The organism is Thomasclavelia spiroformis DSM 1552, assembly GCF_025149465.1.
In the GTDB taxonomy this organism is placed as follows: domain Bacteria; phylum Bacillota_I; class Bacilli_A; order Erysipelotrichales; family Coprobacillaceae; genus Thomasclavelia; species Thomasclavelia spiroformis.
Genome location: NZ_CP102275.1, coordinates 1,615,792 through 1,635,451, shown reverse-complemented (window position 1 = coordinate 1,635,451; position 19,660 = coordinate 1,615,792). Strand labels below are relative to the sequence as shown.

Sequence of the window (19,660 nt, the reverse complement as noted above, 5' to 3'; positions counted from 1 at the left end):
CAGGAGGTGAAGATATATGTCACAAAATTCTAATAGAAACAAATTAGTTGTTCCTGGAGCAAAAAATGCAATTGATCAAATGAAATACGAAATTGCTAATGAATTAGGTGTTAATTTAGGTCCTGATGCATCTGCGCGTAGTAATGGTTCTGTTGGTGGAGAAATTACTAAGCGATTAGTTGAAATGGGACAAAAACAAATGAGTGCATCTAGTAATTATAATCAATCTAAATAGTATTTTGAAAGCTTGATAGATATTTTATATCTATTAAGCTTTTTTAATAAAAAAATTTAAATTAAATGCATAATTTAAAAATATCAACACAAAATAAAGGTGTCAGGAGGTGAAAATATATGTCACAATACTCTAGTAAAAACAAATTAGTTGTTCCTGGAGCTCAAAATGCAATTGATCAAATGAAATATGAAATTGCAAACGAATTTGGCGTTAATTTAGGTCCTGATACAACTGCTCGTGAAAACGGTTCTGTCGGTGGCGAAATTACTAAACGATTAGTAGCTATGGGACAGTCACAAATGAGTTCATCTAAATACAATCAATCAAAATAATTTAAAAGTTTATAAATAAAAATAGTGCTTAAGCTAAATAAGTTTAAGCACTATTTTACATTCCAAATTCTTTTGCGTAAATAAGTTTTCCTTTAATTGGTTTAACAGTTTCTTGTAATTTTATTGCCATAAAATTTTTTGAAGGGATTCCCTCAGGCACTTCAATTCCTAAATCTTTTGCTTCAATATAACCAACCTTAGGATAATATGTCTCACTTCCTAGTACCATTGAATATTGATAACCTAAATTTTTAGCAATTTTATGTCCTTCATTGATTAATGCCATTCCAATTCCTTGTCGTTGATATTTTGGCTTTATTGCAAGTGGTGCCAAAACTAGTACTTCATTATCATTTACTTTAGCTTTTGTAAATAAAATATGTCCAGCTAATTCAGTGTCTATTTTAGCCACTAATGATAATTCAGGAATAAAGGCATCACTTTTTCTTAGTTCAACAACTAAATCTTGTTCATTACCATCTGCGTGTTTACTACTAGCAAAAGCTTCTTTAATAAGTTTATATACTTCGTTATAATCATTTGATGTTTCTTGTTGTATGATCATTATTTTACTCCTTAAATTTTATTTTTTCTTATTATAACATAGTTAAATTAGCTTTAGAGATATTTATGTTTTATTATTGATGATTGAGGGGCATAATTTTATTAGTTTGATTTTTAAGACAGTTTTTAAAAATTGTTGAGTTTAATTGTCATTTTATGTACAATTAGTATGTATGAGATAATTTAAGGAGGAAGTTATATATGGTAAAAGTAATGGCAATAAATGCTGGAAGTTCATCGTTGAAATTTCAGTTGATTAATATGCCAAGTGAAGAGGTTATTACTTCGGGAATAGTAGAAAGAATTGGATTAGAAGAAGGTAACTTCGAAATGAAATATAATGGTGAAAAATTCACAAAACAATGTCCAATTAGTGATCATAGTGTGGCAGTACAATTATTATTAGATGCTTTAGTCGATCATCATGTAGTAGAAAATTTACATGAAATTGATGCATGTGGACATCGAATTGTTCATGGTGGAGAATATTTTAACGATTCAATAAAAGTTGATGAAGATGTTGTGGCTAAAGTTGAAGAACTAGCAGAATTAGCTCCACTACATAATCCTGCTCATATTATTGGTTATAATGCGTTTAAAAATGCTTTACCAGGAGTAGAACATGTATTTGTTTTTGATACTGCATTCCATCAAACGTTGGATCAAGAAAGATATTTATATCCTTTACCAATGGAATATTATAAAGATTTAAAAGTACGTAAATATGGTGCTCATGGAACAAGTCATAAATATGTTTCACAAGTTGCAAATGAAATGTTAGGAAAACCAGAAAATTCTAAAATCATTGTTTGTCATTTAGGAAATGGAGCAAGTATTTCTGCTGTTCAAAATGGTGTATGTATCGATACCTCAATGGGATTTACACCATTAGCAGGTGTAATGATGGGAACTCGTTGTGGTGATGTTGATCCATCAATTATGCCTTATTTATGTAATAAATTAAATAAAACAGCTGATGAAATGTTAGAAATTTATAATAAAAAATCAGGAATGTTAGGTGTTTCAGGAATTTCTTCAGATTCTCGTGATATTGAAGATGCGTTTTATAAAGGAGATGAGCGTGCAAGATTAACAAGTTCGTTATATGCAAGAATTGCATCTAAATTTATTGGAAGCTATTTTGTTGAAATGGGTGGACTTGATGCAATTGCCTTTACTGCTGGTGTTGGTGAAAATGCTTCTTATTTGCGCCGTTTGATTGTTGATGATATTGCAGATGCTTTAGGAGTAGTTTTAGATGATAAAGCTAATGAAACTAGAAGTAAAGAAAATCGTTTTATTTCTAGTGAATCTTCTAAGGTGAAAGTAATGGTTATTCCAACTAATGAAGAAGTAATGATTGCAAGAGATACAATTAGAGTTTTAGATTTATAATTGATATAGGTTATTGATGAATTTCAATAACCTTTTATTATATCATTTTTATTTATATTTTTTTTAAAGTATGATATAGTCTAGTAAATAAGGAGTGATGATATGGATCAAGAAATTATAAAAAAAATCAGTGAATATGACTATATTGCTATTTATCGTCATGTAAATCCTGATTTTGATGCATTTGGTAGTCAATTAGGAATGTATGATATACTAAAAACAACATATCCAAATAAAAAGGTATATGTGTGTGGGGATTTTAGTAGTGATTTAGTTGACAAATATATTGTTGGTATAGATTATAGTAAGGTTGATTATAGTAATGATGTATTAGCAATTATATTGGATACAGCAAATAGAGAACGAATCGATGATGATGGTTATTTAAAATGCAAAGAAATTATTAAAATCGATCATCATGTAGTTGTCGATAGTTATGGTGATATAAATTATGAAGATAGTAGTGCTAGTTCAGCGAGCCAATTGGTTGCTAGACTCTATAAAGACAATGATGAATTAAAGATTTCTAAGGATGGAGCTGCTGCTTTGTATTTAGGAATTGTTGGTGATACTTCAAGATTTTTGTATCGAAATACTGATGAAAGAACTTTTGATGCTTGTATTGCCTTATTAAAAACTGGAATTGATATTGTTGAAATATATAATCGAATTTATTTAAGAAGCGCTAGTGAGTTGGAAGTTAATAAGTTTATTTTAAATAATTATCAAGTTGAAGGTGGCGTGGCTTATTATATTTTAACTAATGATGATTTAAAAAAGTTAAATATTAGTCGTGAAAGAGGTTCTGATTTTGTTAATATCTTATCAGGAATCAAAGAATACAAAGTATGGATGGCTATTACAGAAAATGTTGTTGATAATAATTGGCGAGTAAGTATTCGTTCACGTGATGTAGCAATCAATCAAGTAGCTGCAAAATATAATGGTGGCGGTCATGTTCTTGCAAGTGGAGCTAAATTAGAAAAAATTGAGATGTTACCAAATTTAATTAATGATTTAAAGGAGCTTATTGATGAAAAATTTAAATGATATATTTTCAAGTTTTATTGAAGGGTTTTCAATGCGTGGTAATGTAGCCCATGAAAGTGATAAGTATGCGTTTATTAAAGCTTTTATTATTACTGTGATAGTTGCTTTGATTAGTGAATATGTACTATTAATTCCTCTTAATCCTCGTTCACCTCAGTTTATTTTGTATTTTAGTTTCTTGTTGTTGATTTTTAATGGATTTTATTTTATCTTTAATCGAGGATTTAATAAAATTATGAAATATAGTTTGATTTTAGTAGGGATTTTAATTGTTTTAATACCAGCAGGGACTTTTATTAGCTCACCGATCTTTAATGCTAAAAGTTATCAAAAACAGTTAGTTCTTGATAAAAAAGCTGATTTTTACAAAGATAATAAGACAATTTCATATGAATCAATTCCAGTAGTTGATCGTGAAAGTGCGATTAGACTGGGAGACCGTAGAATGGGAGAAATGGTTGATTATGTTTCTCAGTTTGAAGTAGATCAATCTTATGAACAAATCAATTATAAAGATAATCCTTATCGTGTAACACCTTTAGAATATAGTGATTTAATTAAATGGTTTACTAATCATGGAGATGGCTTGCCTGCTTATATTAGAGTAAATATGGTTAGTCAAGAATCAGAAGTAGTTAAGTTAAAAGAAGGGATGAAGTATTCTAAATCTGATCATTTTGGTAGAAAGATTGAACGTCATTTAAGAGCTAGTTATCCATCTTTGATGTTTGATACACTAGCTTTTGAAATTAATGATGATGGTATTCCTTATTGGATAGCACCTGTTTATGAGTACAAAATTGGTCTTTTTGGTGGAAAGGATATTGTTGGGGCAGTTTTGGTTAATGCGATTAACGGAGATCACGATTATTATGATATTAAAAAAGTACCTGAATGGGTTGATCGTGTGTATCCTTCTAATTTGATTTTAACGCAATTAGAAAATTATGGAAAATATACTAATGGATATTTAAATACACTACTTTCTCAAAAAGGTGTATTACGTCCTACTGATGGTTATAACTATATTGCGATTAATGATGATGTTTATTTGTATACTGGCTTAACATCGGTATCTAAAGATGCATCAAATGTAGGTTTTGCGATGATTAATCTTAGAACAAAGGATGGTAAGTTTTATAATATTTCTGGGGCTGAGGAATATTCTGCAATGTCTTCAGCTGAAGGAGAAGTACAAAACCTTAAATATAAAGCAACATTCCCAATTTTAATAAATGCAGGTGGTCAACCAACATATTTTCTATCGCTAAAAGATGATGCTAATCTAGTTAAAAAATATGCTTTTGTAAGTGTTGAAAACTATCAATTAGTTGCCACAGGTGATAGTGTTGCTCAAGCAGAACAGGCATATTATGCTTTATTGGAATCAAATGGTAAAAAAACTAATGCCGGTGATTTTAAAACAAATAAATTGACGGGAATAATTAGTGAAATTAATGAAGCTGTTGTTGATGGCAATAGTACTTACTATTTTAAAATTGAAGGAAATGATACGATTTTTATTGGTGATATTAGTTTAAGCGATTATTTTCCACTTGCTAAAGTGGGGGATAATGTTACTGTCGAGTTTGTAAATAGTAAGGATAATAGTGAAGTTATTAGTTCGATTAAATTTAATTAGCAAAAAACTGTAGTTTTTTGCTTTTTTTACTTGAGCTGATACTATATTTACAAAATAAATTATGTTATAATCTTACAATGAATTGAGGTGTTTATATGAAGCCAAGAGTATTGGTAGTCGATGATGAAAAAGATATTCGTGAATTAATCGGCTTTTATTTAAATAAAGAAGGTTTCGAAATGTTGGAAGCAAGTAATGGTGAAGAAGCTTTAGACATTTTTGAAAATGAATATGTCGACTTAGGGATCATTGATGTAATGATGCCAGTTATGGATGGTTTTGAATTAGTTGAAAATTTAAAAGAGTTTAAAGATATTCCCGTAATTATGTTAACTGCAAAGGGTGAAAGTAAGGATAAACTTCGCGGTTTTTCAGTAGGGGTAGACGATTATGTTGTTAAACCATTTGATCCAACTGAATTAATGGCGAGAGTTAAAGCGGTATTAAAAAGGTATAGTGTCAATACATCAAATATTATTAAATTAAATGATGTAGAGTTTGATGGCGAAAAATATGAAATTAGATATCATGATGAAATTATTCATTTACCGCTAAAGCAATTTGAATTAGTTTTTGAATTAGCTAAACATCCTGATCAAATATTTAGTCGGGAACAATTGATTGAAAAAATATGGGGAATGGACTATGATGGATTTGATCGTACAGTTGATGTACATATTAAACGAATTCGTGAAAATTTAGGACATTTACCAGGTTTTAAAGTTGTTACAGTAAGAGGACTAGGATATAAGGTAGAAGTTGAATGATGAAATCGATTTATGGCAAGTTGATCTGTGGCTTTTTAATAACGATTGTTTTTAGCTTTTCGGTTGCTGGGTACGTTGCGTTAAGAAGTAATTATGATCAAATTGAAGATATGGCTAAAAATGAATTAAATGCTACTAGTGAATATGTAGCCGGAATATTAAATATTTTAGAAGATGCAAATGTAAGTAATACAATGAATCAATATGCAATTAGTTCGGAAGTTAATATTACGCTTTTTTCACCTGATTATGGCTATTATCAATATGGTGATGGTTCAACCATACCATCAAAAGAAACAATGCAAAAATATTATTATGATGAGCGTAAAGATGGGTATTATCATCAAGAAAATAGTGTTCAATCATATGGAAAAAAAGTTAATATCAAAGATAAAGATGTCTATATGTACGTTCAAAAAGATACTAGTTATGAAAAAGGTATTTTCGCAAATTCAGCAGTATTGATCTTAGGATGTGTATTTTTATCAGGGAATCTAGTTTTTATTGCTATTGCTGATATTATTGTTAAACCGATTACTAGATTAACTAATGCAACTAAAGAATTATCTAAGGGTAATTATAATGTTAGAGTAAATTATGTTGGTGATGATGAAATATCGAAATTAAATCAAGGATTTAATCAGATGGCACAACAATTAGCCAAGCAAGAAGAAACACGTCAAAAATTTATTTCAGATATTTCTCATGAATTTCAAACACCATTAACTGCAATTCAAGGATTTGCAAATATTTTAAAAGATGAAGACTTACCAAAAAGTCAACGTCAAAAATATGCTGATATTATTTTATTTCATTCTAAACGTCTATCAACGTTATCTAAAAATATGTTACAGTTAACGTTACTAGAGCGTGAGGAAGTGGAATTAGAATATACTACTTTTTCGATTGTAGAACAATTATCAAGAGTTATTTCAACCCAAGAAAATCAAGCTATTTTAAAAGATATTGAAATTGTATTTGAAAAACCTCGTAAAGATATTACCGTAAATGGTGATGAACAGCGCTTAGAACAAGTTTGGATCAATATCATTTCTAATGCAATTAAATATACTGATAATGGTGGATTAATTACAATCAAAGTAAAAAAGACTTCAAAAGAAGTTGAAGTGTCAATTGAAGATACTGGTCGAGGAATGTCTAAAGAAGTTATTTCTCATATTTTTGAACGTTTTTATCGTGAAGATAAAGCACGAAGTGTTGAAGGTAATGGTTTAGGGTTATCGATCGTTAAATCAATTATTGATTTACATCATGGTAATATTGATGTAATATCACAAGTTGATGTGGGATCTACTTTTATAATTAAATTACCAAATGAAAGAAAAACTTTTGATTTAAAAGAAAAATTATCATTGAATAGGAAGGATTAATACATGGAATTATTGAAGGAAAGAATTTTAAAAGATGGAATAGTAATTATGCCTAATGTTTTACGAGTAGACAGTTTTTTGAATCATCAAATTGACTGTACATTATATCGTCAAATTGCAAAAGAATTTAAAGAACGTTATAAAGATACTAAAATTAATAAAATTTTAACGATTGAAGCTTCTGGAATTGGAATTGCTTTAGCAACAGCGTTTGAATTAGGCGATGTACCAGTTGTTTTTGCTAAAAAAGGAACAGCAAAAACTACAAGTACCCATCTATATACAGCAAAAGTTCATTCTTTTACAAAAGGAATTGATTATGATGCAATTGTTAGTAAAAAATATTTAAGTGAAGATGATAATATTTTAATCATTGATGATTTTTTAGCTAACGGACAAGCTGTTTTGGGTCTGATTAATATTATTAATCAAGCTAATGCTAACGTTGCTGGAGTTGGAATTGTAATTGAAAAAGGATTCCAAGATGGTCGTAAATTAATTGAGGAAAAAGGATATCGTGTTGAATCATTAGCAATCGTAGATGATTTTAAAGATGGAAAAGTGATCTTAAGATAATGAAAAGGGGATACAAATGTATTTAAAAAGAATTGAATTACATGGTTTTAAATCATTTGCCGATAAAGTTAATATTGAGTTTCAACCAGGAATCACTGGAATTGTAGGGCCAAATGGCTGTGGAAAATCTAATGTTGCTGATGCAATTAGATGGGTTCTTGGTGAACAGTCTGTTAAATCATTACGCGGTTCGAGCATGTCTGATGTTATTTTTGCTGGGAGTGAAGATCGTCGTGCTCAAAATCTAGCGGAAGTTACTTTGGTTTTTGATAATACGGATCGATATATGAAATATGATTATAATGAAGTAGAAATTACTAGAAGGCTTTATCGTCAAAATAATGAAGCAGAATATTTGATTAATAAACAACAATGTCGTTTAAAAGATATTGTTGATTTAATCATGGATACTGGTTTAGGTAGAGATTCTTTATCGATTATTTCGCAAGGAAATATTTCTAGTTTTGCTGATAGTAAACCAGAAGAGCGACGTGGTATTTTTGAAGAAGCAGCAGGAGTTTCTAAGTATAAAAAACGTAAATTAGAATCGATTCGTAAGTTAGAAAGAACTACTGAAAATTTAGATAGAATTGGTGATATTGTAGTTGAACTTGAAAAACAAGTTGGTCCTTTAAAACGTCAAAAAGAAAAAGCAGAGAAGTTTTTAGCGTTAAAAGAAAAACTAACTTCTATTGAGGTTAATGTTTTAATTAATGAAATTAGTGAGGCTAAAAAATCATTAGATGAGTTTAGTGTAATGATCAAAGATTTAAATGAACGTCAAGTTTCTTTAGAAACTGACATTCATTTAAAGGAAAATAGTAATGATGAAATTAAAAAGAAAATGTTTACTTTAGATCAAGAAATAAATGTACTTCAAACTAAGTTATTAGAAGCAGTATCTAATGTTTCTAAATTAGAAACAACAAAAGTTGAAATTGATCAAAAAAGAAAACATGCTTTAGAAACACTAAGTAAAGAAAACTTACAAGAAAGTATAGCCAATATGAAGGCTATCTTAGGAGATGTTGTAAGTGAATATAATGATCGTGTGGAACGTTTAGAAACTACTGAAAAAGAGCTAAACGAATTAGTTGAAAAACAAGATCAACGTAATAAAAATCTAAATGATTTAAAAGATGAAATTGAAAATTTAAATAATGAAATTAATAAAAATAAATCACGTAAAGAAATTTTAGTAGATGTTGTTGAAAATAAGTCTAATTATAATAATGGCATTAAAACAGTATTATCTTTAAGTAAAAACAATAAAAATATTATTGGAATTTTAGGCGATTTAATTAATGCAAAAGAGGGCTATGAATTGGCAGTTTCTTCATCGTTAGCTGGAGCAATTGAATTTATTGTTACCGAAGATGATTTAACAGCCCGTGAGACAATTAAGTTTTTAAGGGCTAATAAAGCTGGTCGAGCAACATTTTTACCAATCAATACAATGAAATCTCGTAGTGTTCGCCAAGAACATTTAATCGTTAGTAAAACTATGGAAGGTTATCTTGGAGTTGCTAGTGATTTTGTCGAGTTTGATGAAAAGATTGCAAATGTTGTCTTGAGTCAATTAGGAAATATTATTGTAGCTAAAGATATTGATTGTGCTAATGAGATTAGTAAAGCAACATTCGAACGTTATAAAGTTGTATCTTTAGATGGAGATATTGTTAATGTTGGTGGTTCTTTGACAGGTGGTAGTTTTAATCGTCATAAATCATCATTACTACAAAAAAAGGAATTAGAAGAAGTTACAGCTTTACTTGAAAAGCAAGAAAAGGAATATGTTAATAAGCGTAATCAACATAGTGCTTTGGATAATGAAATTAAAGAAGTTTCACATACATTATTACAAAAGCAAATGGCTTATGCTAAATTAGAAGTTGTTGTTCAAGCTAAAAGAGAAGAATTAATTAAAGCTAAATCAGAGTATGAAGCATTAGCTGATCAAAGTGTAGAATTAGAGGATTTTGCTAGTGGTAAAACAGAAAATAAATTAATTGATCAGTTAAATGAAGCAATTAAGTATCGCGATGATTTAACTGAAGAAATAAAATCTAAACGTGAACTTAGAATGTCTTATGTTAATCAAAATGAAAGTTTAGAAGTTGAATTAAGACAGTATCGTAAAGATTTAAAAGAAATTCAAAGTCAAATAAATACTAGTGCAATAAATGCAACTAAATTAGAAACAATGCTTAATAATCATTTGATGCGTTTAAATGATGAATATCAAATGACTTATGAATATGCTCTTGAGCATTATCATGAAAATATTGATGTTGAACAAGCAAAATTAGATGTTTATGAATTAAGGACTAAAATTTCAAGACTTGGTAATGTTAATATTGATGCAATTGAAGAGTATAAAAAAATAAGTGAACGATATGAAAATATGAATCGTCAACGAATTGATTTAATGCAAGCTCAAGATAGTATTTTAGAAGCTATTAAAGAGATGGATGAGATTATGATTGATCGCTTTAGTAGTACTTTTGAGAAAATAAATATTGAATTTAATCATGTTTTTAGAAGTTTATTTGGTGGTGGCGTAGCTAAAATTAAATATAGTGATCCAACTAATATTTTAGAAACAGGAATTGATATTGATGTTCAGCCACCAGGTAAAGCAGTTCAAAATATTACATTGTTTTCAGGTGGAGAAAAGGCTTTGATTGCAATTTCATGTTTATTTGCAATTTTAAAAGTTCGACCTGTACCAATGTGTATTTTAGATGAAGTTGAAGCAGCATTAGATATTGCTAATGTTGAAAGATTTGCTAAGTATTTAAAAGAATTTTCAAATACTACGCAATTTATTGTTGTTACACATCGTGAAGGAACGATGGAAGAATGTGATCTTTTATATGGAGCAACGATGCAACAAAAAGGAGTTACTAAATTAGTAAGTGTTAAATTAGAAGAGGCAATTGAAATATCTGATCCAAGTTAGGAGGGAATTAAATGGGATTTTTTAATAAGATTAAAGAGAAGTTTGTTGGTAAATCAGCTAAGCAAAATGAAAAATATGTTGCTGGTTTAGATCGTTCTAATGTTACTTTTTCTGATCGAATCAATGAACTTGCAGCACGCTTTCGTGAAATCAATGAAGATTATTTTGAGGAATTAGAAAATATTTTGATTATGTCTGATGTTGGAGTTTCGATGGTTATGAAAATCGTTGATGAAATTAAAAATGAAGTACGTATTCAAAATATTACGGATCCAAAACAAATAAATGATATTATTGTTGATAAGATGTTTGTTATTTATGCTAATGATAGTGTTATGACAACAAAGATCAATTATGCTAGTGAAGGCTTAACAGTTATTTTAATGGTTGGAGTCAATGGTGCTGGTAAAACAACAACAATTGGTAAATTAGCTAATCGAATTGTTCAAGATGAAGGTAAAAAAGTGATGGTAGCAGCTGGTGATACATTTAGAGCTGGTGCTATTGATCAATTGGCTGTATGGGCTGATCGTGTTGGGGTTGAAATTGTTAAAGGACGTGAAGGTGGCGATCCTTCAGCAGTTGTTTTTGATGCATTAAAACAAGCAAAAGAAAAAAATGTTGATGTTTTGATTTGTGATACAGCAGGACGTCTTCAAAATAAAGTTAATTTGATGAAAGAATTAGAAAAAATGAATCGTATTATTAAACGTGAAGTGCCAGATGCACCACATGAAACTTTATTAGTTATTGATGCAACAACTGGTCAAAATGGTGTAAGTCAAGCTGTTGAATTTTCTAAAATTACCGATATTACTGGGCTTGTTTTAACGAAGATGGATGGTACAGCTAAAGGTGGAATTGTTTTATCGATTAAAGATCAATTAAATATTCCAGTTAAATTTATTGGTTTAGGTGAAGGTGTTGATGATTTACAAGAGTTTGATTTAGATCAATATATTTATGGATTGTGTAAAAATTTAGTTGAGGGATAAGATGGAATCTAGCTTAGAAAAAAAACAGCGTGTTAATTTGTTGATGGATTGCTATGGAGATTTATTGACAGAAAAGCAACAAATGTATTTAGATTATTATTATCATGATGATTATTCGCTTTCGGAAATTGCAGAGATTTTAGATGTTAGTCGAAATGCGGTATTTGATAATTTAAAAAAAGCTGTTCATTTATTAGAAAATTATGAAGAAAAGCTTCAGTTGATGAAAAAACATCAAGAAAGACTTGACTTAATTAAAAGAATTGAAGATGATATGTCTTTAGAGCATAAAGAAATAGTAGAATATTTAGAGATGCTAAGGAAAATATAGAAAGGGGTATTTATGGCTTTTGATTCATTATCAGAACGTCTGCAGGGAACATTAAAAAAAGTTTCCGGACAAGGACGTTTAACAGAAAAAAATATGGAAGAAATGCTAAGCGAAATTCGTTTAGCGTTATTGGAAGCGGATGTTAACTTCCAAGTTGTTAAAGAGTTTATTGCAGCAACTAAAGAAAAGGCATTAGGACAAGATGTTTTAGGTTCTTTGAAACCAGGACAAGTTGTTGTTAAAATTGTTCATGATGAGTTAGTTGAATTATTAGGAACAACTGTAGCTACAATTGATTATAATAAAAAACCAACAGTAATTATGATGGTTGGGTTACAAGGTTCTGGGAAAACTACAACTGCTGGTAAGATTGCAAATTTAATCAGTAAGAAAAATGGTAAAAAACCATTATTAGTTGCTGCCGATATTTATCGTCCAGCAGCAGTTGATCAGTTAAAAACATTAGGGGAACAATTAAATATTCCCGTATATGAAAAAGGAACATCACAATCAGCTGAATCAATTGTTGAAGAAGCAATGCGTTTTGCTCGAGAAAACAACAATGATGTAATTATTATCGATACAGCTGGGCGTTTACATATTGATGAACCATTAATGCAAGAGTTATCAAATATTAAAGAAATTGCTCATCCTCATGAAATTTTATTAGTAGTTGATGCTCTTACTGGACAAGATATTGTCAATGTTGCTAGTTCATTTAATGAACAATTAAGCATTACTGGTGCAGTACTTACAAAATTAGATGGGGACTCTCGTGGTGGGGGTGCTTTATCAATCAGACATATTACCCATGTACCAATTAAATTTATCGGTACTGGTGAAAAATTAGATGCAATTGACTTATTCTATCCAGATCGTATGGCAGATCGTATTTTAGGAATGGGAGATGTTGTATCATTAGTTGAAAAAGTCCAAGATGTTTATGATGAAAAAGATACAATGAAAGTATATAAACGTATGCAATCAGGTCAGTTTGGTCTTGATGATATGCTTTCACAAATGCAGCAATTAAGAAAATTAGGTCCACTTTCAGGTATTTTAAAAATGATACCTGGAATGCCAAAATTACCTAAATTAAATGATGAAGATTCAGACCGTAAATTAAAAGAAACTGAATCAATCATTTTTTCAATGACTAAACAAGAACGTCGTAATCCTAGTATCATTACACTTTCTCGTAAAGAAAGAATTGCTAAAGGATGCGGTAAAGATATTGCAGCTGTTAATCGTTTATTAAAACAATTTGAAGAATCAAAGAAAATGATGAGCATGTTAGGTAATTTTGATCCTAATACTGGAATGCCTACACATGGAATAAAATCAAAAAATCCACATGTGGGTAATGCTAATCGTAAAAAAGTACGTCATAAAAAGAAAAAGAAAAAATAAGATCTATGTAATTTTACATAGATTTTTTATTTACATATGATTTTTACAAAATATAGTTGCAATCTCTAATTTAAAAACAGTAATTTAATCAATCATCCTATCAAAAAAATTAAAATATTGATCAGTGTTATGATACATAATATATTGTAATGTATATTTTTATTCTTTTAATTATCTTTTATATAATAATGACATAAAATAGCTTTAGGTAAAATAAAGTTTCTCTTGGAAAAATAATGATGAATACTTATAATATAACTAGAAAGTAGGGAAAATAAATGAATGTTGAGATTATAAATGTTGGAACAGAATTATTATTAGGTGAAATTGTTAATACCAATGCTACCTATATTCAAAAAATGTGTAAAGATTTAGGTTTTAATGTATATCATCAAACTACAGTAGGTGATAATCCTAAACGTTTTAAAGAATGTTTAAAAATAGCTTTTGATCGTGGCTGTGATTGTGTTATTACCACAGGTGGTTTGGGGCCAACTCAAGATGATCTTACCAAAGAGCTTTCAGCTCAATTTTTAGGCTTAGAAATGGTATATTTAGATGATGAAGCTAAAAAGGTGGATGAAAAGTGTCGCTTTGTTACTGGAGTTGAAAAAATTCCCGATAATAATTTTAAGCAGGCATATTTTCCTAAAGATTGCTTTGTTTTAGAAAATGAGGTAGGAACAGCTAATGGTTGTGTCATGTCTAAGGATGAAAAAATGATCATTAATTTACCTGGTCCACCAAAGGAAATGAAATATGTAGTAGATCATGTTTTAAAAGATTATTTAATGCAGTATAAAAAAGATGTTATTTATACATATGATATTTTAACAATTGGAATTGGTGAAAGTAAAATCGATGAATTATTGGAAGATATGATATATCATCAAGATGAAATTAGTATTGCTTTATATGCTTCAGAAGAAACAGTTAGAATTCGTTTAGGTTGTAAAGCTTCTAATCAACAAGTTGCTGATGATAAAGTTAAAACAATCAAAGAAAAAATTGAATTACTAGTAGGTGATTATATTATAAAAGAAGTACATCTAAAAGATGCACTAGCAAAAATTATGCCATCATATGTAATTCAATACGAATGTGATGATTTTAGATTAAGAGATGATTTTAATTTAGGAAATAATTGTACAAAAGACATATTAACAATAGAAGTTGATTGTATAAAACATCGTTTAGGAGCAATTATTAAAATTAAATTTGATTATTTAGGCAATGAAGATAGTTTTGAAGTACCTTTATTAAAAGATCCAACTCTATCATATAGTAAATTAGAATCAAAAATTATTAGTAAATTATACCAATTTTTAACCAAATAATTACTTTATTTAATTATGACTAAAAATAAGAAAGGATTAAAGTTATTGGATACCAATAAAATTAATTCTTTCTTTTTTTCATAATTATATAATTTAGTAAATATATTTCATTTATAACATATGATTAGATAATAAGATGTTTAATAAAAAGCTATTTTAATTAAATTGATGTCGATAAAATATATAATAGATAAAATCTAGATGTTTTCCTCTATAAAATGAGTATCATATAAATTCCAGTATTTTTGATATACTCTATCTTTTTGTTTATCAAGATTTAATTGATACATTCTAAATGTAACAAAAAAATTTTTTGGTCGCCAATATTCTTTATAAGAATAACAATATTTCATTCCTATTTGTTGCATTACTTTTCCACTTCTTGGATTATTTTTATCATGAGTTGCTGTAATGTATGGTATACCATCTTTTTTCAATTGATTAATAAGAGCCTTACTTGCTTCACATGCAATTCCTTTATGCCAAAATTCTTTATGAAGGGCATAGCCTAAATCATGACTATCATCCATGTCTACTTTAATATAGCCAATAAGCTTATCGTTTTCTTTTAAACAAATTGCAAAACAATATTCTTTATTTACAAAACGTTTTTTATAAAAGTCTTCGGTATCTTTTATATTTTTTATAGGATACCATGGCAAAAAGGTATTTACTTCTTCATCTTTTAAAAGTAAATATAAAGCTTGGATATCTTTTTTTTTAAATTTTCTTAATATAAGTCTATTAGTTTCGATTTTTGAAATAGCCATTTTATTTTCTCCTCAATGAATCATAATTTATAAAAATTACTGGAATATTATTTTATAAAGGGGTTAAATAGCATTTAAATTTCTTCTTCGATTAATTCAATAAATTTATTAGCGGCAGCAGATTTAGTTCGGCGTTTTGGATAAGCATAGCCAATACTGCGTACAGGAAGAGCTTCTTTTAATTTGATTTCATAAAGTTCATTTGAATTTAATGAATTTTTAGAAAATTCTCTAATAACACAAGATATTCCAAGATTAGCACGAGCAAAATCTAATAGTAGATTATGAGCTCCAAGTTCAATAGTTGGTTTGAGTAATAGGCCTTTTTTTGCAAAGAAATTATCAAGATAATTTCTAGTATTTGATGATTTTTCTAATAATATTAATGGCTTTTTAACAATTTCTTCAAATGTATAGTAATATTCATCTTTATTTTTAGAAACAAAGATATCATGAACTTGAAAACATTCTTTTATGATTAAAGAATCATCTTTAATTGGTAAATTCAAAAAACCGATATCTATTTGATCAGATTTCAACAATTCTCTAGTTTCTAAACTAGTGCGATTAATTACTTTTATCTTAACTCCAGGATACAATTGTTTAAATTTAACAATATAATCTGTTAGAAAATATTCACTAAAACTATCACCTGCCCCGATTACTAATTGTCCATCTTTTAAATCATGATAATTCGATAACTGATTTTCTGCTTCTGTAATTAAAAATAGGGCTTGGTCGATTTGTTGATGTAATAATTTTCCTTCTTTAGTTAAACTAACTCCTTTAGAATTACGTACAAATAGTTGTGTTTGTAATTCTTTTTCGATACTACTGATTGTTTGTGAAACTGCAGATTGAGAAATAAATAAATTTCTAGCGGCAGTAGAAAAAGAAAGTGTTGTTGCAGCTTCATTAAATATTTTATATTGTTCAAGTTTGATATTCATATAAGTACTCCATATAATAAAATCGATGTGTTAGTTATTCTAATAACTAAAGCTATAATATAATTATCTAATGCTCAAGTCAAATTAAGTAATAAATTGGTTGAATTTTTTATGAAAAAAGGGTATAATACTATACATAAATAAAAGGGAGTAGCTGGCACGTATAAGTGTTTACGCTTTCGTCAATACGATGATTATTCATCCGGAACGTAATGGAACAGCGAGACTTTTATTGCATCATAAACATGCAATAGGGGTCTCTTTTATTGTGTGTAAAAAAATGGAGGAAAAAATATGAGCGCATTTTACAACAAAGATATTGACTCTGTTCGTCAAGAAGTCAATGGTTCATTAGAACCGTTAAGTAATCAACAAGTTAAAATTAATCAAGAAAAATATGGTTTAAATGAACTAGTTGAAACTAAAGCAAAAAGTATTCCAATGATTTTTTTGGAGCAATATAAGGATTTTCTAGTTATAATTCTTATCGTTGCAGCATTGATATCTGGTTTTTTAGGTGATATAGAAAGTGCAATAGTAATTTTAATTGTTATTACAATCAATGCTATTTTAGGTACTGTTCAAACAGTTAAGGCTGAGCAGTCATTGAATAGTTTAAAAGAATTATCATCGCCAAGTGCTAAAGTTTTAAGAGATGGAAAAATTATTGAAATTCCAAGTAAAGAAGTGACAATTGGTGATGAGGTTCATTTAGAAGCTGGAGATTACATTCCTGCAGATGGAAGAATTATTGAAAATGCGAGTATGAAAGTTGATGAAAGTGCATTAACTGGAGAAAGCTTAGCTGTTGAAAAACAAACTGATATTATCGATGGTCAAGTAGCTTTAGGTGATCGTACGAACATGGTTTATTCTGGTAGCTTTGTTACTTATGGACGTGGAAAATTTTTAGTAACTGCAATTGGAATGGAAACAGAAGTTGGTAAAATTGCCCAATTATTAAAGTCTACTGAAGAAAAAAAGACACCATTACAAGTTAATTTAGATAATTTTGGTAAAAAGTTATCAATTATAATTATCGTATTTTGTGCAATTTTATTTGGATTAAATATTTATCAAGGTGGAAATATTGGCGATGCCTTTATGTTTGCGGTTGCTTTAGCTGTAGCTGCAATTCCTGAAGCTTTAAGTTCAATTGTAACAATTGTATTATCTTTTGGTACACAAAAGATGGCTAAAGAAGGTGCCATTATTCGTAAATTACAAGCTGTTGAAGGATTGGGTAGTGTTTCAATTATTTGTTCAGACAAAACAGGAACTTTAACTCAAAACAAAATGACAGTTGAAGATTATTATATTGATGAAAAAAGAATCATGGCTAAAGATATCGATCCATCTAATCCAGTTCATAAAGATTTGATGAGATTAAGTATTTTGTGTAATGATTCAACTAATATCGATGGAGAAGAAATTGGAGATCCTACAGAAACAGCATTAATTAATTTAGCAGATAAATTAGGAATTCCACCACAACGAGTTAGAAAAGCATATCCAAGATTAAGCGAATTACCTTTTGATAGTGATCGTAAAATGATGTCTACATTCCATCTTTTAAAAGATGGTTATACAATGGTTACTAAAGGTGCCGTTGATGTTTTAATTAAAAGAACAAAATATATTAGAAAAAATGGTGAAGTATTACCAATTAATGAAAATGATATTAAAAATATCAATGAAATGAATCTAGAATTTTCAAGAAATGGGTTACGTGTATTAGCAGTTGTTTATCGAAAATTTGATCAAGAAAAAACATTAGTGCCTGAAGATGAAAATGATTTAATTTTCTTAGGTTTAATTTCAATGATGGATCCTCCAAGAGTTGAAAGTGCTGCCGCGGTAGAAGAATGTATCAAAGCTGGTATTATACCAATTATGATTACTGGTGACCACAAAATTACAGCTTCAGCTATCGCTAAAAGAATTGGTATTTTAACTGATGAATCACAAGCGGTTGAAGGTAGTGAAATCGATAATTTAACTGATGAGCAGTTAAAAGATTTTGTTGAAGATAAACGTGTTTATGCAAGGGTTTCTCCAGAACATAAAATTAGAATCGTACGTGCATGGCAAGAAAAAGGAAATATTGTTTCGATGACTGGTGATGGTGTTAATGATGCGCCGGCTTTAAAACAAGCTAATATTGGTGTTGCAATGGGAATTACTGGTAGCGAGGTTTCTAAAGATGCAGCATCAATGGTTTTAACAGATGATAACTTTGCGACAATTGTTAAAGCAATTGAAAATGGACGAAATGTTTATGCTCACATTAAAGATGCTATTCAATTTTTATTGTCTGGTAACTTTGGAGGTATCTTAGCAGTTTTATATGCTTCAGTTATGGCATTACCGGTTCCATTTGCACCAGTGCATTTATTGTTTATTAACTTGCTTACTGATAGTTTACCGGCAATTGCACTTGGATTAGAACCACATAGTAAGAAAGTAATGGAAGAAAAACCACGACCAATGAATGAATCAATTTTAACTAAACCATTTTTAACTAGTGTAGGAATTGAAGGATTTGTAATTGCAGTAATGACAATGATTGCATTTACAATTGGATATCAAGATAAAAATGCTACTTTAGCTAGTACAATGGCTTTTGCAACATTATGTTTATCTAGATTAGTTCATGGATATAACTGTAAATCAAAAAGTCCTATTTTATTTAAAAAGGGATTCTTCAATAATAAGTTTTTACAAGGTGCATTTTTAATTGGGTTTGTGTTAATTACATTAGTAGTTACAATGCCATTTTTACAAACAATGTTTAAAGTACAAACTTTAACAATGCCACAATTATTTACTGTTTATGGTTTAGCGTTAGCAAATTTACCAATAATCCAATTACTTAAATGGATTAGAAATAGATAAGAATTTAGAGGATAGAGTAAAATCTATCCTTTTTTGTAACCATTATGACTTATTT

The 19,660-nt window shown here is 29.0% G+C and carries 17 protein-coding genes; 14 read left to right on the top strand and 3 right to left on the bottom strand.

Features of this window, described 5'->3' with window-relative positions:
* Positions 1 to 16 precede the first annotated feature (16 nt).
* Complete coding sequence (locus NQ543_RS07770; RefSeq protein WP_004608704.1) at positions 17 to 235, top strand: alpha/beta-type small acid-soluble spore protein; 219 nt, start codon at positions 17 to 19, stop codon at positions 233 to 235.
* Positions 236 to 354: 119 nt separating this feature from the next.
* Positions 355 to 570 (top strand): alpha/beta-type small acid-soluble spore protein, encoded by a 216-nt coding sequence (locus NQ543_RS07765; RefSeq protein ID WP_004608703.1) that lies wholly within the window; start codon positions 355 to 357, stop codon positions 568 to 570.
* A 55-nt stretch (positions 571 to 625) separates the two neighbouring features.
* Here the strand turns inward: NQ543_RS07765 and NQ543_RS07760 are convergent, their stop codons facing one another.
* On the bottom strand, positions 626 to 1,135 hold the full coding sequence (locus tag NQ543_RS07760) for a GNAT family N-acetyltransferase (RefSeq protein WP_004608702.1): 510 nt from the start codon (positions 1,133 to 1,135) through the stop codon (positions 626 to 628).
* Positions 1,136 to 1,335: 200 nt separating this feature from the next.
* Here NQ543_RS07760 and NQ543_RS07755 point away from each other — a divergent pair, with 200 nt between their 5' ends.
* The 11 genes from NQ543_RS07755 (at position 1,336) to NQ543_RS07705 (ending at position 14,990) form a co-directional block, all read left to right on the top strand.
* Positions 1,336 to 2,529, top strand: a complete 1,194-nt coding sequence (locus NQ543_RS07755) for an acetate/propionate family kinase (RefSeq protein WP_004608701.1) — start codon at positions 1,336 to 1,338, stop codon at positions 2,527 to 2,529.
* A 102-nt stretch (positions 2,530 to 2,631) separates the two neighbouring features.
* Positions 2,632 to 3,579: a DHH family phosphoesterase gene (locus NQ543_RS07750; protein ID WP_004608700.1), complete on the top strand. Its 948-nt coding sequence runs from the start codon at positions 2,632 to 2,634 to the stop codon at positions 3,577 to 3,579.
* Entirely contained in the window at positions 3,563 to 5,221 is a 1,659-nt protein-coding gene (locus NQ543_RS07745) for a hypothetical protein (protein ID WP_004608699.1), read from the top strand. The genes NQ543_RS07750 and NQ543_RS07745 overlap by 17 nt, the downstream gene beginning before the upstream one ends.
* Positions 5,222 to 5,316: 95 nt before the next feature.
* Positions 5,317 to 5,988, top strand: a complete 672-nt coding sequence (locus tag NQ543_RS07740) for a response regulator transcription factor (RefSeq protein WP_004608698.1) — start codon at positions 5,317 to 5,319, stop codon at positions 5,986 to 5,988.
* Entirely contained in the window at positions 5,985 to 7,379 is a 1,395-nt protein-coding gene (locus NQ543_RS07735) for a HAMP domain-containing sensor histidine kinase (RefSeq protein WP_004608697.1), read from the top strand. The genes NQ543_RS07740 and NQ543_RS07735 overlap by 4 nt, the downstream gene beginning before the upstream one ends.
* A 3-nt stretch (positions 7,380 to 7,382) precedes the next feature.
* Entirely contained in the window at positions 7,383 to 7,955 is a 573-nt protein-coding gene (locus NQ543_RS07730) for a xanthine phosphoribosyltransferase (protein ID WP_004608696.1), read from the top strand.
* A gap of 16 nt (positions 7,956 to 7,971) precedes the next feature.
* Entirely contained in the window at positions 7,972 to 10,917 is a 2,946-nt protein-coding gene (locus tag NQ543_RS07725; RefSeq protein WP_004608695.1) for a chromosome segregation protein SMC, read from the top strand.
* 11 nt (positions 10,918 to 10,928) lie between these two features.
* Entirely contained in the window at positions 10,929 to 11,912 is a 984-nt protein-coding gene (gene ftsY / locus NQ543_RS07720; RefSeq protein WP_004608694.1) for a signal recognition particle-docking protein FtsY, read from the top strand.
* A gap of 1 nt (position 11,913) precedes the next feature.
* Positions 11,914 to 12,243: a YlxM family DNA-binding protein gene (ylxM, locus tag NQ543_RS07715; protein WP_004608693.1), complete on the top strand. Its 330-nt coding sequence runs from the start codon at positions 11,914 to 11,916 to the stop codon at positions 12,241 to 12,243.
* Between the two features lie 12 nt (positions 12,244 to 12,255).
* Positions 12,256 to 13,653 carry a signal recognition particle protein gene (gene ffh / locus NQ543_RS07710; protein ID WP_004608692.1) on the top strand — a complete coding sequence of 466 codons (1,398 nt, stop codon included), beginning with the start codon at positions 12,256 to 12,258 and terminating at the stop codon, positions 13,651 to 13,653.
* A 278-nt stretch (positions 13,654 to 13,931) separates the two neighbouring features.
* Positions 13,932 to 14,990, top strand: coding sequence for a competence/damage-inducible protein A (locus NQ543_RS07705; protein WP_004608691.1), 1,059 nt, complete (start codon positions 13,932 to 13,934; stop codon positions 14,988 to 14,990).
* 197 nt (positions 14,991 to 15,187) lie between these two features.
* On the opposite strand, the gene NQ543_RS07700 is transcribed toward NQ543_RS07705, so the two are convergent.
* Together NQ543_RS07700 and NQ543_RS07695 are read right to left on the bottom strand one after the other, a co-directional pair.
* The gene (locus tag NQ543_RS07700) at positions 15,188 to 15,760 is read right to left on the bottom strand and encodes a GNAT family N-acetyltransferase (protein ID WP_004608690.1); all 573 of its coding nucleotides are present in this window, start codon (positions 15,758 to 15,760) and stop codon (positions 15,188 to 15,190) included.
* A 74-nt stretch (positions 15,761 to 15,834) separates the two neighbouring features.
* The gene (locus NQ543_RS07695) at positions 15,835 to 16,710 is read right to left on the bottom strand and encodes a LysR family transcriptional regulator (protein WP_004608689.1); all 876 of its coding nucleotides are present in this window, start codon (positions 16,708 to 16,710) and stop codon (positions 15,835 to 15,837) included.
* Between the two features lie 294 nt (positions 16,711 to 17,004).
* On the opposite strand from NQ543_RS07695, the gene NQ543_RS07690 reads away from it, so the two are divergent.
* Positions 17,005 to 19,605 (top strand): cation-translocating P-type ATPase, encoded by a 2,601-nt coding sequence (locus NQ543_RS07690; RefSeq protein ID WP_004608688.1) that lies wholly within the window; start codon positions 17,005 to 17,007, stop codon positions 19,603 to 19,605.
* Positions 19,606 to 19,660 lie beyond the last annotated feature (55 nt).

What these genes read in the sequence shown, in the direction of transcription:
- NQ543_RS07770 (WP_004608704.1), top strand. Translation starts at nt 17, where the DNA reads ATGTCACAAAATTCTAATAGAAACAAATTAGTTGTTCCTGGAGCAAAA.
- NQ543_RS07765 (WP_004608703.1), top strand. Translation starts at nt 355, where the DNA reads ATGTCACAATACTCTAGTAAAAACAAATTAGTTGTTCCTGGAGCTCAA.
- NQ543_RS07760 (WP_004608702.1), bottom strand. Translation starts at nt 1,135, where the DNA reads ATGATCATACAACAAGAAACATCAAATGATTATAACGAAGTATATAAA.
- NQ543_RS07755 (WP_004608701.1), top strand. Translation starts at nt 1,336, where the DNA reads ATGGTAAAAGTAATGGCAATAAATGCTGGAAGTTCATCGTTGAAATTT.
- NQ543_RS07750 (WP_004608700.1), top strand. Translation starts at nt 2,632, where the DNA reads ATGGATCAAGAAATTATAAAAAAAATCAGTGAATATGACTATATTGCT.
- NQ543_RS07745 (WP_004608699.1), top strand. Translation starts at nt 3,563, where the DNA reads ATGAAAAATTTAAATGATATATTTTCAAGTTTTATTGAAGGGTTTTCA.
- NQ543_RS07740 (WP_004608698.1), top strand. Translation starts at nt 5,317, where the DNA reads ATGAAGCCAAGAGTATTGGTAGTCGATGATGAAAAAGATATTCGTGAA.
- NQ543_RS07735 (WP_004608697.1), top strand. Translation starts at nt 5,985, where the DNA reads ATGATGAAATCGATTTATGGCAAGTTGATCTGTGGCTTTTTAATAACG.
- NQ543_RS07730 (WP_004608696.1), top strand. Translation starts at nt 7,383, where the DNA reads ATGGAATTATTGAAGGAAAGAATTTTAAAAGATGGAATAGTAATTATG.
- NQ543_RS07725 (WP_004608695.1), top strand. Translation starts at nt 7,972, where the DNA reads ATGTATTTAAAAAGAATTGAATTACATGGTTTTAAATCATTTGCCGAT.
- ftsY (WP_004608694.1), top strand. Translation starts at nt 10,929, where the DNA reads ATGGGATTTTTTAATAAGATTAAAGAGAAGTTTGTTGGTAAATCAGCT.
- ylxM (WP_004608693.1), top strand. Translation starts at nt 11,914, where the DNA reads ATGGAATCTAGCTTAGAAAAAAAACAGCGTGTTAATTTGTTGATGGAT.
- ffh (WP_004608692.1), top strand. Translation starts at nt 12,256, where the DNA reads ATGGCTTTTGATTCATTATCAGAACGTCTGCAGGGAACATTAAAAAAA.
- NQ543_RS07705 (WP_004608691.1), top strand. Translation starts at nt 13,932, where the DNA reads ATGAATGTTGAGATTATAAATGTTGGAACAGAATTATTATTAGGTGAA.
- NQ543_RS07700 (WP_004608690.1), bottom strand. Translation starts at nt 15,760, where the DNA reads ATGGCTATTTCAAAAATCGAAACTAATAGACTTATATTAAGAAAATTT.
- NQ543_RS07695 (WP_004608689.1), bottom strand. Translation starts at nt 16,710, where the DNA reads ATGAATATCAAACTTGAACAATATAAAATATTTAATGAAGCTGCAACA.
- NQ543_RS07690 (WP_004608688.1), top strand. Translation starts at nt 17,005, where the DNA reads ATGAGCGCATTTTACAACAAAGATATTGACTCTGTTCGTCAAGAAGTC.